The sequence below is a fragment of the Halosaccharopolyspora lacisalsi genome, assembly GCF_014137975.1.
Taxonomy (GTDB): Bacteria; Actinomycetota; Actinomycetes; order Mycobacteriales; family Pseudonocardiaceae; genus Halosaccharopolyspora; species Halosaccharopolyspora lacisalsi.
In genome coordinates this window covers 1,157,853-1,173,066 of the sequence record NZ_JACGWZ010000001.1, presented here as the reverse complement: position 1 = coordinate 1,173,066, position 15,214 = coordinate 1,157,853, and the positions used below count along the sequence as shown (strand labels likewise).

Genomic DNA, 15,214 nt, shown 5'->3' with positions numbered 1-15,214 from the left:
AATTCATCGCTACACTATTTCGACTCGTCATCGTTTTGCTCCGAAGTGAGCTTATTTCTGAACTTCGCTGGCGAGTCTTCCCCATCGTACCCGGGATTCTTTGGCAATTTTCTAACCGGCGCGGCGTATACTGCTCGGCGGAATTCTTTCATCGTGGAGTCCATCGCGCGTGATATTTCTTTGCGCTTTTCCGGAGAAAACATCGGAGACGGAAATCCCGCATCTGCACCTGCATCTTCCCGATAAGCTGCAGCAGTGATGTACGGCCATGAGTCAGTATCAACTTGCTCAGCAGCTTGTCGTACATCGGGGTCGGGATGCCCAAAGCGTAATCTTCCTAGTCGACGCAGGAGGTCACCTTCCCATCGCTCAGTGATGATACTCTCGGTCTTTTGGAGATCCTCCGCAGTGGGCGGAACTATGACGTAACGACGCAACTCCCGAAGAAAAAGGGTCATGTCAGCTACTACGTCGACAGTTTCATCATGCTTCTCACGTACGAAATTACGCCGTTCTTCGGCAATTTTTACCTTAGTCTGCAGCTGAAGCAGGACTGCGTTACCCGCCAGCGCGAGCACCGCTGCGATGATCGCTGGATAGAATGCTTGCCAGAACATGGGACCAAATAGTACGCCCTGCTGTGCGGTGAGGTAGGTATCCAGCCATCGTCACCGCCCAACCGTGTCCGGCAGTAGGCGGCCCCTCCGCGGGTTCTGGCCGCCTGCCTTCCGCTCCGCGTCCGGCGGTGCTGTCCGCCCTCCGCTCGCGCTCGGCCGCCGGCGCCGGGACCGGCGCCAGCCGCACGCCCGGCGCCGGCGGCCGAGCTCGCAGACAGGGGGCGGGCGGCTCTCGACGGACGCAGCGAACTCGCAGGCAGGCGGCCCCGGAGGGGCCGCCCTTGATGAAGAAAAGAAACTCTGAACACACGCACTACGTGCGACTCGGGAACGTGGTGGCCAGTGCTTCGACGCGAGCGTCGATAATGTTCATCCGGGCTTCGTGTTCGGGGCCGGTGGAGTGCGCGGCGTGCTTGGTCGTCTGGCCGTCCCACTTGCGGTAGAACAGCCCGCACTCGGCGGAGAAGTAGCCATCGGACACCGCGTTGAGCGCGATCAGCAATCCCGTGTCCTCGGAGGCCGGTAGGGCCATCCATCCGCCGAGCGCGAGTAACAGTTCTCGGCGGACGCACAGCGTTGCGGGGTGAACTGAGGAGCGGTGCCCGTGTGCGCGCCAGTGCTCGAGCACCGACCGGCGGGCAAGTACACCCTCGTGCGGGTCCTGGTCGAACCCGACCGTTGACCCGTCCGACAGGAGATCCAACACCCGCGAGGTAGTCCAGTCGACCGCGGACAAGGACAAAGCCTCAATGTCACGAGCAAGCACACCGTCAGACAACACGTCGTCGACGTCGAGGACCTTCACGAGTTCGCCACTCGCGCAGGACAGCACCATCGCCCGGGCCACGCCCGCACCACCGTGACGACTGCTGCCGGAACTGATTCGCTCCTCCTCCGGCAACACACCGGTAAGGAACCCTTCCTGCCCGTCCTCCTGGACAAGCCACTCCCACGCCCAGCCTTGCGGCAACGCCTGCTTGGCCAGGGACTCATACGCGATCCACAACGGGGCCTCGGCGAAGAGCTCGCCCTCGTGCACGGTTCACCGACGATCACCCTCAACACCTACGCGCTCGACCGAACGCGCTCGCTCGTGTACTCTGCGCTTGGAGATGTAGCGCACCTGGGCAGACGCTGACCAGCTGTTTAATCCTCGAATGTCGTTTGACCAGGCATAACGGCTGTGATCGTTTGTCATTGTTGGTGGGCGCTGATCGGTATCAGATGTACCGGATTTGTACCGGCCCCAGGGGATCTGGGGATTCGGGTTCGAGACGGCTCCAGTTATTGCCGTTGGGGTAAACGACGCCGATCCCGTACCGATGTAGGTAATCGAGCATGTCGGCCCGCGGGCGCAACGGAACTAGGACGGTCCATCGTTCTGCCTCGATGAATCGGCCGTAGTCGAGAAGTTGTCCGACGGCAGTACGCAGCTGATCCCGGGTGACGCTGCTTTTGGCCTCCACCAACTCGTTGGTGGTCTTGTCCCACACGTCGCTGTACAGGGGACGCGACTCTCCGGGAGGCACGATTTGCAGCCGGCCAGCCTCGTGCCCCTGGTCGACAAGACTCTGGCTGTAGCGCTGGACGAGTTCGGCTTCGCGTCGTTCGAGCCGATATGGCTCCCGATCCGGAGACACGAACGCTCGCTCCGTGTGCCGCTCCTCGACCGGAACAACCTCAGCCCGCGCCGCCGATACGGGGCTCAGGGGCACTTTCGGGAGTTCCACCGGCACCGAGCTCCGCGGGCGCAGGCGGAACACGACAACCTGCCGTAGGGCCTCCACATCGTTCGTTTCATGGGCGTCCGTGAAGTAGTGGCCCACGAGGTCGAACTCACCGAGATAGGTCACCGACCTGCCGTCCGCGCGGAACCCCTCCAGGGTGCGTCCCTCGCCGTAGTGATTCAGGATCCGCTGGTTGCCCCGCACAAGCCGCTGATCGCCCTGCTGCCCTTCACCCACGTAGTGGAAGCATCCGTCCGTTCCCCACCCGTCGTAGTAGCCGTGGCGGTGGCCTTTCGCCGGATCAGTAAAGAAGAGCACTACGTCGGTGATCTTCCGGGATGTGGTGATCCCTCCCTGCTGGTTCCCGCCATACCGGGCGTGCACTGCACGCCGCAGAAGTGTGTCCCCAGGATTCAGATCAACAAGCACAGTCCGATCATGCCACCCGCAGAGATCCCGGGGCAGCAGGTCCAATACCCGCGACCCTGACGCAGGCGCGACAAAGAAGCCTGCGACACCCGCTTCCGGAGGACGTCTCGGGTGGTTCCTCCGCCGCGGCGATCCACTCGCATCGCTGGTGACCGGCCCCTTCGGTAGTGGATGGTTGTCATGGTGGTGATGGCTCGTTGAGCTCCTGCGCGCTGGGTGCGTCCAGTGGCGGAATAAATCGCTGGCCGCACGAGGACGTTGGCTCTACCGTCGTTGCGGCTGGGCCACTCCGCGCCCACCACTCCCGCGACGAGATCGTCCACATTACGAAGGGGACCGGATTGATCCGTGCCGACAGCGCCTCTCCGAGTGCCGCGGCCGGCGCGTCCCGTCCCCGGTCGGGCACAGCCGTCGGCGCCCTGTTCGTCGCAACGACGGGGATATGGGTCGGCTTGGCGGACACCTCGCCGGGAACGGCCTCGGTCTACCGATGTGTCCTCGCACTGCCCTTCCTGGCACTGCTGGCAACGCGGGAAGGCCGTGACGAAGGAACACCACCGCCACGACAACTGGCGCGGCCTGTGGCCGCCGGGGTGCTGTTCAGCGGAGACATGCTGCTGTGGACCCAGGCCATCGCCGAGGTCGGCGCCGGATTGACCGCCGTCCTCGTCAACCTCCAGGTCGTGCTGGTTCCCGCGCTCGCGTGGCTCGTGGACCGGGAACCGGTGATGCGCCGCTATCTGCTCGCCGTCCCGGTGGTGCTGCTCGGAGTGCTCTTCACGTCAGGCGTGCTGGAAGGCGGCGGCGCAGGCGCGGACCCCCTCCGGGGAACGGTGCACGCCGCACTCGCCGCGCTATGCTACTCGGGATTCCTGTTCCTGCTACGCCGTGGAGGCCACAGCGGACAGACCGTGCGGTCGTACGTGGTGGTGATCGCCTCAGCGGCGGTGGCATCAGCGGCGCTGGGAACCGCGTGGCAGGGCGTCGACCTCGCCCCGGACTGGGCGACGCTCGGATGGCTGCTGCTCGTAGCCGTGTGCGGCCAAGTCCTGGGATGGCTGCTCATCGCCGTGCACCTGCCCCACCTACCCAGCCACGTCGGCGCACTCCTGCTCCTGCTGACACCGGTCGGCGCCCTCGCCCTCGGCGCCGTCGTCCTCAACGAACGACCGACACCGCTGCAACTCCTCGGCTGCGCGCTCATCCTCGGCAACGTCGCAGCCGCCACCACACGCCGCGTCTCCTAAAGGGGCCTACACTGCCGTGCACTGGCACGAAGCACCCATCGGAACGCTCACCGAGGATGGTTACCTGTCGGGGGGTCGTCGTCATCGTGTGCACCTAAAGTACATTCGTGATCTCAGAACCGCCCCAGTCATCTCCACCGCATCACTCCAACACGGTGCCACCGACCGTGGTTCGCACCGTGGTGTCGGGGTGATGCTTGATTGTGTCTGCGGGCGTTTCTGTGCGGTACTGTGCGTGTGGTGATCGTGACGTCGCTGAGCCGGGAGGCCACATGACAGGATCGGCTCGGGTCGGTTTCAGCACGCTGCGGCGTGTGCGTGTTCGACTTCCGGTGCGCTGCTGTGGACAGGCTTCTCAGGCGGGTTGAGTGCGCTGTGACCTGCGATTTTACTCTTGGGTCCTCATCGCCCCTACGAGGGATCGCAACGTCAACGGCCGGCCGGTCTCCGTGCAGCGTCCGAAAGTCCTCATCGCCCCTACAAGGGATGACAGTGGTTTCAGAGGTCCGACTGCGCCTGAGGTGACCAGCGGGGTTCCGGGGCAGGACTGTGGTCAGCGCAGATCGCCGGGATCAGCGGCGCCCGAGTGACCCGGGTGCTCGGCTGCTTGCACGGCTTCCTGTCGCCTATTCGCTGTGCCGCAGTGGATGCCCGAAATCCGGTGTGCTCAGCACGTCTCTTCGTGAGGCTCGTTCCTGCGGACTCAGGGTGCGAGGTCGAGGACGAGTCCGCTGCGGGCTACGCGGACGTCGCCGGGGAAGGTGTCTTCGGCGGTTCGGCGTGCTGCTTCGGGGTCGGTGCCGGGCCACAGGTGGGTCAGCACCAGCTGCCGCGCACCGGCCGCGGTGGCCTGCCGGCCCGCCTGCACCGCACTCGTGAGAAAACCGGCGTCGGAGTCCGGCACGTGGTCGACGAAAGTGGCCTCGGCCAGCAGCACATCGGCCCGATGGGCCAGCTCGACCACGGCCGGGCTCGGCCCGGTGTCACCGGTGTAGGCCACCACCAAGCCACCCGCCGAGAGGCGAAAGCCGACGTTGGCCACGAAGTGCGGCAACCAGACGGTGCGGACCGTGAAGGGGCCGAGCCCGACGTGATCACCACCGGTGAGCGGATGCAACGCGCAGGCGTCGGCAAGCATGTGCGGCTCGTCCAGGGCCAGCACCGCATCCAGTACTCCGGGGAGGGCGTACACCGGCAACGGCGGCGCCGCAGGACTCGACAAGGCCCGAGCGCGCAGCAACGGGTTCAGGTCCGCGCAGTGGTCGGGATGACCATGACTGATCAGCACCGCGTCGACCTGGTGCGCTTCCGCGTACTCCAGCAGGCGGGGCAGCGTGGCATACCCCAGATCCATCACCAGCCGGAACCCGCCGTGCTCCACCAAATAACCACTGCACGCCCGCCCGACCTCGGGCCACGCCCCACACGCCCCCAACACGGTGATCCGCACACCACCAAGCCTACGGCCATCACCGATGGCTCCCGGGAAAAGAAGCTCCGTGCTCGACCGGCCTGGGAGCCACCGGGAGCACGGAGCGGGGACAGCGTACAAGATCGTCAAGCAGTGTGGATCATTCAGTCGGTTGTTGGCCCACCTCCTCACAGGGGTCGGTGAGCCGGTCCAGGGCGATGAGCAGCTGTTTGTCCCGACGCACGGTGTCGGTCAGATGCAGGATCTCGGCGCGTTGCGCTCGGGCGTGGGCGATCCAGTCCGGCTCGGCCAGCACATCACCGGCATACAGCAGCACACGCGGCCCGAGGTTCCACAACAGACTATTCACGGCGGCCGCGGCGACGGCGAGCTCGTCGACGTCGCAGCCCGCCCAGGTGACCGTGGTCGGATCGCGGCCGGTTGCTCGCAGAGCTCCAGCCACGGCGCGGAACAAACCACCAGTGCCCACGGCCGGGTCACTGACGGTCTGCCCTTCATCCGGAGTCAGGAAGCGCGCCGCGGCCTCGACGAGGGGGGCGGGCGTGTAGAACTGGCCGCGTGCCCCCTTGGCCGAGCGGGACTTGAGCAGAGCCAACACCACTCCGAGCACGTCCACCTCGTGCCGGGCGTCGGTGCCGGTCACCTCCAGCTGCCCCGCCTTCATCGCCGCTGTCGCCGTGGCGTGGGCGGCCGCGCGCACCTGCCGATCGGGCTCGTCGAAGCACCACGCGATGAGTGGGTACAGCGCGGTCACCAGGTCCGGCCGGGCGTTGGCGACCTCGGTCCAGACTTGCCGCACCAGCCCGAAGAAATCGTCGGTGGTCAGGCCGCGAAGCTGCTCGGCCGGATCCGGTCCGTTCGAATCGTGCTGACGGAGCAGTGCCAGGGCAGCCACCACCGACAGCGGCACGTCGAGACGCCCGGCGCTGTGCGCACGATGCCAAGCGGCATCGACGGCTTCCCCGATAGCGACGGCCCGATGCTGCGAATCCCGTGGCACACGGTTGCCAGTCCCCATCGTTTACTCCTGACCGTGGTAGTCGATGCCGAGCTGACGGACGGAGTCCCGCAACCCACGGGCCAACTCGGCCGGTCCGATTCCGGCGTGCAGGGCCTGACGCAGCAGCTCGGCCAGCGAGTGCTCCGGGTCGGCTTCCAGTGCCGCGGTCAGCGCGATCTCCGCCAGGGCACCGTCACCGTCGAGATAAGCCGCCACGGACAACAGCGCGGCCGGATACGCCCGGTGCGGTTCGGGGACCGCCCGGGTCAACATCAGCCACAGCTCCCGGGCACGCCCAGGGGCGTCGGCGGTGAGCACGAGTCCGGTATCGCGCCCGTTCGGATCCGTCAACGCGCGAGCCAGCACGAGGATCTCGGCCTCGGTCTCGGGCATCGTGCCTTCGTGAGAACGCTGCACGGCTCCGCGAACGTGCCGCATCGCCGCTCCGTCCGGAGGCAGCGAGACGGGGTGGCGGAGTGTGGCGGCGCGGCGAGCGAGCGTGTCGGGGTCAGGGGGGTTCAGCAGCGCGGCCAGTTCCTCGCGGCTGGCATGGGTGACGTGTCCTCGCAGCGCCATGGTGGCCGCCAGTGTCGTGCTCCGCGGGTCGGGTACGTGCCCGTGGTTGTCCGTGGTGCACCAGGTAGCGCCGGCGCTGGTTGCGCTGGCCCACACCACTCCTCGCACGCCGATTCGCAGTGTCTCGGCGTGCCGCATGACGTCGCCGAGCGCAGCGGGGCGGCGTGGCGGGTGGGTGAGGTCGCGGATGCGGTCATCGATCAGAGCGATCAGCAGTGCGTTCGGCCGACTCCGGTCGAGCATCCGCAGCAGGTCCGCGACCATACCGCCGTGATCACCGTCGTCGAGATCGGCACGCAGGACCGCACCGATCCGCTCGTCCTCACCGAGGGCGGCCACGACCAGGGATCGATACGGGTGGAATCCCAGCAAGTGGGGAATCGCCGCCACGAAGTCGCCCGCGGTCTTCAGCGAGATAACAGACATCACAATTCCTTTTCTGTATCGAGGCATGCGTCAGACACACGTGTGGCGCATGAGGTATTCACGAAAGAGAAATGAATTCGGGAGTCAGGGTCGAACGGTCAGTGGCGCCGCAGCACGCGAGCCGCCACAGCGGCCGGGTAGGTCACCCGAACCGCTCCCCCGCACTGATCCAGAACAGCCGCCCACGACTGCGCGGCACCGGTGCCGTGCTGAGGTACCCACGCTTCGCGTCCATCCGGTCGAGGAGCCCTCCGGCGCCACGACCTCCCGCGGGTGACCTCCGTGGGCTGAGCAGGAACCACCACCGCGCCCGGCGCCGGCTCCTCCGGAAGATCGCTCCCGGAACGTTCCGGAACCGTCACGGGACGCTGCGGGGCCCACGCCACCGGCAACGCCAGCCCCGCCCGCATTCGAGCGTCCAGATCTTGCGCGGCCCTCGCGAGCTCGATGGCCAGTGCACGGACGTGCTCCGGCGGAGTCTCCACCGGCAACCGCGCCAACACGGCCGCTGTCGTCATCATCGCCGCATACGCGGGTTGTGCGGAGGTCTTCACTGGTCGACCTCCTCGCGGAACTCGAGATTCACGCGCACCTGGCGAGCCAGTTCCGCCACCGCCGCCCACGAGAACCCGTGAACCTCGGCGGACTCGGTCGCCACAAGCACCACCCACGCCCGTGCCGAGAGATGCCAGTCCAGCCGCGCCAGCACATCCACCGACCAGAGACACTCGTCGCCCGACGCGACCCGCTTAGCCTCCTCTGCGCTCACGCCCCACAGCGCGAACGCGTAAGACAGCAGCGAGCTGGATTCGCGGTAGGGGTGGAAGCACGGCCGTTCCGTAGCGTCCAACACGCTCGGCCGGTCGCCGTACCGGCTGACCAGGTGATCCAGCGTGGCCCAGACGGGCACATCACCGACACGGCGATCCCGCCGCACTTCAGGCGCCCTGATCAGGCTCACGGCCGCGTCGATAGCTCGGCCCCACGTCTCCCCCTGATCCTGAGCGTCTTGACTGACCGCGGCGAGCTGTTCCGCCCGCGAAGTCAGCGCGTATCCCAGTGCCGGATACGCCAACGGCGCGGGCTTCTCATTGTTCGTCCCCATGCTGTCGCGATCGTGCCCGAGCGCGGCGAACACGTGTCCGTGCAGGCATCCTGGGAACTCCTCGTGAAAGTACGCGCATCCTTGCTGTTGCGAAGCGGGCGCGTAAACGGTGTCTCCCGCACCGTTGACCGCGTGAAGCAATCGTCCCAGCAATTCGACATGACCCATGGTCCGAGACATCACACACTCCTTGAAAGCAACGAAAAGGGGAAACCGTCGACGACGAGGAGTGCGGGAGGTGCCCGGGCGCCGTACCGCGGACAAGAGGGCTGACTCCGCTGGTGAAGGGCCGACGGATCCACCTCGAGAGGTGTTCGCACGATCCGCCGGCCACCACAATGCCCTGAGAAAGGGCGCCGGCCCCGAAGGGCGGCACTCCCAGGGTAGCCCAGCGAGACCGTCGGCCGTGCTTCCGGCACGGCACGCACCCCAGCGATACACGAGATCAGCATGGTGATGACTCCCTCAACCCGAGTGCGGTGACGTAGTCGGCCGCTTGTGGAGCGGGGCGCCCGCGGACCGGACGCCCCTGCGGCGACTGTCAGCCGATGAGAAACGTTCCCGGATGCAGTTCGGTCAGGCGCGCGTGTGGCGCCGACTCCTCGGGATGCGGAGAGTGCAGGACCAGGCAGCCGGCGTGCTCGTGATCGCCATCGGGGATGCGGCGCACCGTGAACGCGAAAGCTCCGCGCGGATCACCGACGCTGATCGTGACCGTGAACGAGTCCTCCTCGGTATCGGCGCGCACTCCGGCATTGTTGGCCCAGGACAGTGCCACTCGTTCCGGAGAGTGCGGCCCCTCGACGGATTCCGTTTCCATCGGGTCGGTCGGATCGTAGGCGCAGCACACTCGGTCGCCGGACTCGTCGGTCCAGCCGTCGGGCATCTCGGTCAGGTAGTCACCGCAGGCAGTGCAGCGCCACTGGGGCGCGTCCTCGTCGTTCTCGAGCACGATCATCGGCGAGTCGTCGACGTCCGCGGGGAGAATGGGAGAACCGTTGGCGGTCAGGCTGAACACAGCGCACCTCACAAGAGCGATACGGGTAGGAAGGGTGGGAGGGCCGACCGCCGGTATGGTGGCCGGCCCGGAGCGAGTCAGTAGGTCTCGAAGTGCACGGCCTTGCCGCAGTCCGGGCAGGCCACGTAGGCGCGGTCCCTGTCGTCGAACGGCACTCGGATGCGCTCGGCCACTCGGTAGCTCTGTGAGTGCCTGCCGTCTTCGGCGCGCAGAGTGACCGTGTCCTCGGTCATCCAGCGGTGACCCCGCGCGCACTCCCCCGTGGCGCGGGAGTAATCGGCCCACGTCTCCAGCTCGAGCTCCGTGGAGCGATACACCTCCGGCTGGACCATCCGTCCACACTGATCGCTCACGATGACCATCAGGTCGTCGTGTTCGACCGTGGACAGCAGCACGAAACCGAAGTCGTCCAGCAAGTGGTCCGCGAAGTTGCACAGCTGGTGATGCCACATCAGACCATCACCGTGCAGCCCGCACGGCTGCTGACCGGTGCGGTCGGTGACCCACTGCGCGAGCACATCGTCATGTGGCCACTCGTGGTCGTGCTCAGCCATCCAGTCGCGCAGATCCTCGGTGAGCTCCTGCGCGTACTCCCCACGATCGTCGATCCACTCCTGGGTATCGGTCTCGAGCCAGCCGTCCCCATATCCGTAACCGACCACGTGCACACGTGTCATGAGAGAACCTCTTTTTCAATGGCATTGTGGTTGGCGGGCGTAGCGGGGTGCGAATCCCTACCCGCAGTGCTCACAACAACCGGAGCGATGACGCTTTCCCGTTGTTTGCGATGTCACCATCATAGCGTCAAACCGGGAGTATCGCAACTTTTCTGGCCGATTTTTTGTCACTCTTTCGAGTAATAGAAAGCAGGACTTCGAAGTATTCAGGGAATTCGCAGAAGCACCAATACGAGGTAGCAGAAACCTGTACACAACAGAAGGAATGCACTGTTCAAAACGAGAGACAGAATGTATTCAACACTAGAAAGATTGGTCAACACAAATACAGGTATACCGATATCGTTGAGTTTCGCACTGTCCAGGTGTGCCCTGTTTTCGGTGCCCATCGCACACCTTCAGTCGTCAACAGGTTCCCGTTGGGTACCGAGGCTGGGCAACCTCAGGAAGGGACAACAAAGCTGTGGCCAGCAACGTTGCCGCGCGAAGGGGCTTCCTGTTTAATGGGAAGCCGAGCTGGCGGATGAGCAGGCAGCAGAGCAGGTAGAAGAGCAGGGCCGCCCAAAAGCAGCAACGATCAAGAGCGACCCCTTCGGCGCGAAGCACCCTATTGGGACGGGATTACTCCGAATCTGGCCGAGTTCGAGGAGCCGAACCTCCACGAGCACAGAGCCTGCAGAGTTTCCGGCCCCCCAGAGAGGCTCACACTCACTTCGGCGCCGATTTTGGTTCCTCGGCCGACCGCGAGCGACCGTTTTTTCCGGCCCGCGTCACCATATCCAACTTCAGCTCGGAGTCGAAAGCGAGCGCTTCACCCTTACGCCACAGCTCCCCCACGAAGTATTGTGTCAAACAGTCCCAGATGGAGGCTGACTCCACGAGCACAACCGTACTGGTCACCGCGAAGCACACCAGGCTTCGGTGCCCTGCGGAATTTCAACCAGTGGCGGTTCGCTGGTACTCGCGTTCCTGAAGGGCACGAGCGAGAGTGAGGGTGCTCGTGTCAGGACGAGCGCCGATCTCGGCAAGGGCGGTGGTCAGCAGTTGGAGGGTGCGGCTGATGGCATCGATGCGTCCGAGTTCGGCCTGCACGCGCATGATGTCGCGGTAGATGTCCTCGTTCTCGGGGTTGAGCAGGCGAGCGTGTTCGAGGAACTGGAGATGCCGTTCGGAATCGATGTCGCGGTAGTAGGCGGCCATGGTCGCGAGGGCGTCGACCACGCTGCGATGGGCAGCTTCGCGAGGGCCGTCCAGCCAGAGTGAGGTCAAACCGTCGGCCAGCTCGCCGCGATAGGCCGCCACGATGCGGGAACAGGCTTCCACCCGTTGCTCGTCGGTGGTGGCGGTGGTGCGGTCGCGTTCGGCCTCGCGCAGGTTCCAGTAGTCCACGTCGACGAGCCCGGCGTTGAGGGCGACGTGATCGCCGTGCTGGTCGATGAGGTCGACCGTCAGCCCCTCGGTGGCGTTGGTCAGGACCTTGCGGATCTGGGACAGGGTGGCGTAGAAGGAATTGAAGGGCCGCCGTCCTCCAGCATCGGGCCAAAGGGCTTCCCGCACGACTTCCCGCGTGGTGCCACCGGGATGTAGAGCCAGCAGGACCAGGAGAGCCTTGTGCTTCGGAGTGAGCCGCGAGGTCAGGTCGCCGACTCCGTTCGTCCTGCAACTCAGGGTGACCTGCCCGAATACGTTCAGAGTCAGCGCATGGGAGGAGTCACTGCGGTTGGCCACCGTAACGGACTCGGAGACTTCGTCCAGTTGTTCCGGCGGAGGCTCGGCCTCGCTCTGATCGACGTGTTCCACCTCGACTTCCGGGAGTGGCGGTACTTCCTCCTCTGCGGTGTCGGGTTCGACGTGGGTAGATTCCGGGGGCGTGGCGGACTGGCCGAAGAGGTCGAGCAGATCGCGAGTGTCGGCGGCATCGACGTGGAACAGGCGTGCCCCGTCCAAAGCTGAACTGATGCTCGGGCTGGCGGCGGCGACAGTGCCGTCGGAACGTACGCGGATGGTGGCGCCGGCAGGCCACGAGCCGAGCACGATCCCGGCGATTCCGCGCTCACTGCCGTGGTCGAGCAAGGACCGCAGTCCGGCATGAGCGGGATCGGCGGTGGCGATCACGGTCACCACGGGATTCCCGTCAGGACTCGGGTGTTCGGAAAGGGCGCTGAGGTCGGCAAGAGCGGTGTCGAGATCAGGTGCGGTCCGCAGGCGTGGCGAGTCCGGCAGGTCGGTTCCCAGGAGAGCGACCACATCGGGTTCTGGCATGACGACGGTGGTCGTCGTGGTGCCGAGCAGATGTACCAAGAGAGCGCGGACAGTGGCCTCCGCGCCCGCACCGGTGATACCCAATCCGTGCACAGCGGCGAGATTGATGGCGCAGGCCTGTCCGTCGCGAACACCGATGTCCACCGAAGTCTCAGGAGTCGCCTCCGGCACGGAGACGGTGGGTTCGCTCTCCTCGACTTCGTCGAGGTCGAACTGACACTGATCGTCGGCAACGCGCAGCGCGCGCACCACTGGTGCCAGCGAAGGCTCGCTGTCCCTCGGAGCCCGGTAGCCGCGGAGTCGACGGCGGTGACGCGCCCATAGAGCGACGGCAACCGCGCTAGCCAGCGCAGCTGACAGAAATCCACCGGTGACCACCGCGATGCCCACGGCATGGGAGGACCGCTGTTCATCGCGAGGCGCTGGTTCGGGAGTCTCCCGCGGTACTGACGGCGACTGCGGCGCTTCCTCGGAGACGGTCGGCGGGGTTGGATGCTTCGACGGTTCCGGGGTCACCGGCCGGGACGCCGTGTGGCCCGGGATCAGCAGGACCCAGCCGGGATGGATGATGTTGGGGTCCGTCAGGCTCTCACCGTCAGCCTGCGTCAGGCCGTAGTTGGTAGTGAAGAGCTCCCGCCATCGGGTCCCGTCTCCGAGCTCGCGCTGGGCGATCCGCCACAAGCTGTCGTGCACCCCGTTCTGCGGCGGTCGGACGGTGACGGTGCCCTGCTGCGAGGCAGGGCCGGACAGCTTCTCCGGAGGATGTTCACTCGTCGTGGCAGTGATCGGCGCGGGAACCCGCTCGGTGAGCGCGGATGCCGCAGGAGTCGTGACGCGCGTACCCGGGGCGCCGAGCAGGATAGCGACCAGCAAGAACCCGGCCACGGCTTGCAGCGGTCCTGCTGTAGGCGGCCGGGTACCGCGCAGCACGTCGGGGACGCAGCGAGCGACGTCGACGACGAAAGCCAGCCATGCAGGCCAGGCGATGCAGGCGAGGACGTCCAGCAGCAGCCAGACCGACATGGGATGCAGCAGGAGCGCTTCGACCTCGTCACCACTCGGCACGTGCCCGGGCAGGGGCCAGCCGATGTAGGTCCACAGTCCCCAGGGCACACCGACCAGCAGCACTCCGAGTGCGGCCAGGGCCAGCAGAGCACCGACAAGCCGCCCCAGCTTGGACGCGGTGCGAACGACGACGCGCATCACTGACCTCCGAGTTGTCCTTGGTGGGGCTGAGCGTGTCCGGATCCGGAGACGGTGGTCGTCGTGATGCCGATCAGCTCCAGCAGTTGAGTCGGCTGCTCAGCTGTGACGGTCACGCTCACGGTGTTGTCGGCGACCGTGACCGTGCCGTGGGCGCCGACGGTGTCGAGATACTGGCGGGCCGCCGCTCTGACCGCGGCGGGTTGAAGCTGCACGGTGCTGTTGTCGCGATACACCGTCAGGGCGAGTTCTTGAGCTCCGGCGCGAGCGGCTTCCTCGGCGTGGCCGATCGCGCGGATCTTGGCCGCCAAAGCGAGGCCGCCGTCCAGCACGAGGCCGGCGAACAGCAGGCACGCGGTCGTCAGGATCACGACGAACGCGGTGACTCGTCCCTGTTCGTCCGTGATGAGCCCACGTCCTCGTCGTGTCATCGGCTGCTCCCGCCTGCGATGCCGCGCCACTGGTCGATGACCGACGTGGCTTCGGCAGTGGCCGTCGTAGTGCCGGGTACGCCGAGTGCGGTCAGGTCCGCGAGGCCGACTTCGCAGGCCAGGGAGACGGTGGCCGTGCTTCCGGGTCGGAAGCCGTCCAAGTGGGTCTCGACGGTCAGGTGCTGGCAGGTCACGCCTGCTTGGCGCAGCGCGGTGGTGGCTGTCTCACGGGCTTGTGCGCGGGCGTGGGTGCTGTTGCGAGCCAGGGTGGCGGCTCGGACGGCTTGGTGTGCCGCGTCGTCGACGTGCAGTTGAGCCTCGGCGATTCGTCCGCAGAGCACGACGAACAGCATCAGCGCGATCAAGGCAGGTGCCAGCAGAGTGAGCTCGGTCGCCGAGGAGCCCCGCTCGTCCCTGACCATGCGGCGAAGCAGTCTCATGCGGCGGCTCCCGGGGCGACGAACCGTTCGCTGGGACCGACAGCGCGAGCCTGGACCGGCAGGGTCAGGAAAGGCACGACGCTGGAAGCCGTCCCCGTGATGACCACGCTGGACTGCTCGGCACTCCGGTGAACCGTGACGTGCGGCTCGCGCAGGGGCCCGTCGCCGAGCTGACTCAGGACCTCGCCGGCTTCGGTGCGTCCCGTGGAGACAGTGCCACCTTGCACGCGCGTGGTCGAGAGAGCTTGGGCAGCCGCGGCATGCGCGATGTTGGTGGCATGTGCCCAGATCGCGAACTGCGCGATCAGCAGGATGAGTACCAGCAGTGCAGGTACGGCGAGGACGAGTTCGGCCGAGACCGCTCCTCGCTCACCGTCTCCGCGTCGCCGGCTCGGTCTGACTTGCGTACGCCTGACCATGAGGATTCACAGCTTGTTGCTGATCTCGTTGGCCTTGTTGGTCACGGCCGCGACGATGATGCCCAGCACCACGATGGCCCCGGCTACCAGCAGGGCGGTGACCAGCACGGTCTCGGTGGAATAGCCGCGCTCGTCGGCGCGGATCCGCTCGATGCGGGCGCGGATCGTCGTGGTGACCAGGGCGAGGTAGGCCAGCATGATCACT

Annotated in this window: 16 protein-coding genes; 1 reads left to right on the top strand and 15 read right to left on the bottom strand. The window is 66.1% G+C overall.

Annotation, left to right across the window (positions count from 1 at the left end; genetic code table 11):
- Window positions 1-14 precede the first annotated feature (14 nt).
- From FHX42_RS05690 to FHX42_RS05680, 3 genes are all read right to left on the bottom strand, one after another.
- Window positions 15-617 (bottom strand): hypothetical protein, encoded by a 603-nt coding sequence (locus FHX42_RS05690; protein WP_182543065.1) that lies wholly within the window; start codon window positions 615-617, stop codon window positions 15-17.
- 313 nt (window positions 618-930) lie between these two features.
- Window positions 931-1,656 carry a glycosyltransferase family 2 protein gene (locus tag FHX42_RS05685; protein WP_220479518.1) on the bottom strand — a complete coding sequence of 242 codons (726 nt, stop codon included), beginning with the start codon at window positions 1,654-1,656 and terminating at the stop codon, window positions 931-933.
- 181 nt (window positions 1,657-1,837) lie between these two features.
- Complete coding sequence (locus FHX42_RS05680) at window positions 1,838-2,773, bottom strand: restriction endonuclease (RefSeq protein WP_182543064.1); 936 nt, start codon at window positions 2,771-2,773, stop codon at window positions 1,838-1,840.
- A 341-nt stretch (window positions 2,774-3,114) separates the two neighbouring features.
- On the opposite strand from FHX42_RS05680, the gene FHX42_RS05675 reads away from it, so the two are divergent.
- Window positions 3,115-4,020: a DMT family transporter gene (locus FHX42_RS05675; RefSeq protein WP_220479516.1), complete on the top strand. Its 906-nt coding sequence runs from the start codon at window positions 3,115-3,117 to the stop codon at window positions 4,018-4,020.
- Window positions 4,021-4,723: 703 nt separating this feature from the next.
- Here the strand turns inward: FHX42_RS05675 and FHX42_RS05670 are convergent.
- The 12 genes from FHX42_RS05670 to FHX42_RS05615 all read right to left on the bottom strand — a co-directional run bounded on the left by FHX42_RS05670 (window position 4,724) and on the right by FHX42_RS05615 (window position 15,207).
- Entirely contained in the window at window positions 4,724-5,470 is a 747-nt protein-coding gene (locus FHX42_RS05670) for an MBL fold metallo-hydrolase (RefSeq protein WP_182543063.1), read from the bottom strand.
- Between the two features lie 121 nt (window positions 5,471-5,591).
- A complete protein-coding gene (locus FHX42_RS05665) occupies window positions 5,592-6,470 on the bottom strand; it encodes an N-6 DNA methylase (protein WP_182543062.1) in 879 nt (292 codons plus the stop codon).
- A 3-nt stretch (window positions 6,471-6,473) separates the two neighbouring features.
- Window positions 6,474-7,454, bottom strand: a complete 981-nt coding sequence (locus FHX42_RS05660; protein ID WP_182543061.1) for a DUF4192 domain-containing protein — start codon at window positions 7,452-7,454, stop codon at window positions 6,474-6,476.
- 98 nt (window positions 7,455-7,552) lie between these two features.
- Window positions 7,553-8,008, bottom strand: a complete 456-nt coding sequence (locus tag FHX42_RS05655) for a hypothetical protein (protein WP_182543060.1) — start codon at window positions 8,006-8,008, stop codon at window positions 7,553-7,555.
- Window positions 8,005-8,739 (bottom strand): hypothetical protein, encoded by a 735-nt coding sequence (locus FHX42_RS05650; protein WP_182543059.1) that lies wholly within the window; start codon window positions 8,737-8,739, stop codon window positions 8,005-8,007. Before FHX42_RS05650 ends, FHX42_RS05655 begins: the two co-directional genes overlap by 4 nt.
- Window positions 8,740-9,100: 361 nt before the next feature.
- Entirely contained in the window at window positions 9,101-9,577 is a 477-nt protein-coding gene (locus tag FHX42_RS05645; protein ID WP_182543058.1) for a hypothetical protein, read from the bottom strand.
- 77 nt (window positions 9,578-9,654) lie between these two features.
- On the bottom strand, window positions 9,655-10,254 hold the full coding sequence (locus FHX42_RS05640; RefSeq protein WP_182543057.1) for a hypothetical protein: 600 nt from the start codon (window positions 10,252-10,254) through the stop codon (window positions 9,655-9,657).
- Between the two features lie 936 nt (window positions 10,255-11,190).
- Window positions 11,191-13,719 carry a BTAD domain-containing putative transcriptional regulator gene (locus FHX42_RS05635; protein ID WP_182543056.1) on the bottom strand — a complete coding sequence of 843 codons (2,529 nt, stop codon included), beginning with the start codon at window positions 13,717-13,719 and terminating at the stop codon, window positions 11,191-11,193.
- Complete coding sequence (locus FHX42_RS05630; protein ID WP_182543055.1) at window positions 13,719-14,150, bottom strand: pilus assembly protein TadG-related protein; 432 nt, start codon at window positions 14,148-14,150, stop codon at window positions 13,719-13,721. The genes FHX42_RS05635 and FHX42_RS05630 overlap by 1 nt, the downstream gene beginning before the upstream one ends.
- Window positions 14,147-14,590, bottom strand: a complete 444-nt coding sequence (locus FHX42_RS05625) for a TadE/TadG family type IV pilus assembly protein (protein WP_182543054.1) — start codon at window positions 14,588-14,590, stop codon at window positions 14,147-14,149. Before FHX42_RS05625 ends, FHX42_RS05630 begins: the two co-directional genes overlap by 4 nt.
- Window positions 14,587-15,009, bottom strand: coding sequence for a TadE/TadG family type IV pilus assembly protein (locus FHX42_RS05620; RefSeq protein WP_182543053.1), 423 nt, complete (start codon window positions 15,007-15,009; stop codon window positions 14,587-14,589). The genes FHX42_RS05625 and FHX42_RS05620 overlap by 4 nt, the downstream gene beginning before the upstream one ends.
- A 6-nt stretch (window positions 15,010-15,015) precedes the next feature.
- Window positions 15,016-15,207, bottom strand: coding sequence for a hypothetical protein (locus FHX42_RS05615; protein ID WP_182543052.1), 192 nt, complete (start codon window positions 15,205-15,207; stop codon window positions 15,016-15,018).
- Between the last annotated feature and the right edge of the window lie 7 nt (window positions 15,208-15,214).

Bases quoted from the DNA above. Each gene is read 5' to 3' on its own strand.
- FHX42_RS05630 (WP_182543055.1), bottom strand. From the start codon at position 14,150: ATGACACGACGAGGACGTGGGCTCATCACGGACGAACAGGGACGAGTC.
- FHX42_RS05650 (WP_182543059.1), bottom strand. From the start codon at position 8,739: ATGTCTCGGACCATGGGTCATGTCGAATTGCTGGGACGATTGCTTCAC.
- FHX42_RS05665 (WP_182543062.1), bottom strand. From the start codon at position 6,470: ATGGGGACTGGCAACCGTGTGCCACGGGATTCGCAGCATCGGGCCGTC.
- FHX42_RS05690 (WP_182543065.1), bottom strand. From the start codon at position 617: ATGTTCTGGCAAGCATTCTATCCAGCGATCATCGCAGCGGTGCTCGCG.
- FHX42_RS05620 (WP_182543053.1), bottom strand. From the start codon at position 15,009: ATGGTCAGGCGTACGCAAGTCAGACCGAGCCGGCGACGCGGAGACGGT.
- FHX42_RS05635 (WP_182543056.1), bottom strand. From the start codon at position 13,719: ATGCGCGTCGTCGTTCGCACCGCGTCCAAGCTGGGGCGGCTTGTCGGT.
- FHX42_RS05615 (WP_182543052.1), bottom strand. From the start codon at position 15,207: ATGCTGGCCTACCTCGCCCTGGTCACCACGACGATCCGCGCCCGCATC.
- FHX42_RS05625 (WP_182543054.1), bottom strand. From the start codon at position 14,590: ATGAGACTGCTTCGCCGCATGGTCAGGGACGAGCGGGGCTCCTCGGCG.
- FHX42_RS05660 (WP_182543061.1), bottom strand. From the start codon at position 7,454: ATGTCTGTTATCTCGCTGAAGACCGCGGGCGACTTCGTGGCGGCGATT.
- FHX42_RS05640 (WP_182543057.1), bottom strand. From the start codon at position 10,254: ATGACACGTGTGCACGTGGTCGGTTACGGATATGGGGACGGCTGGCTC.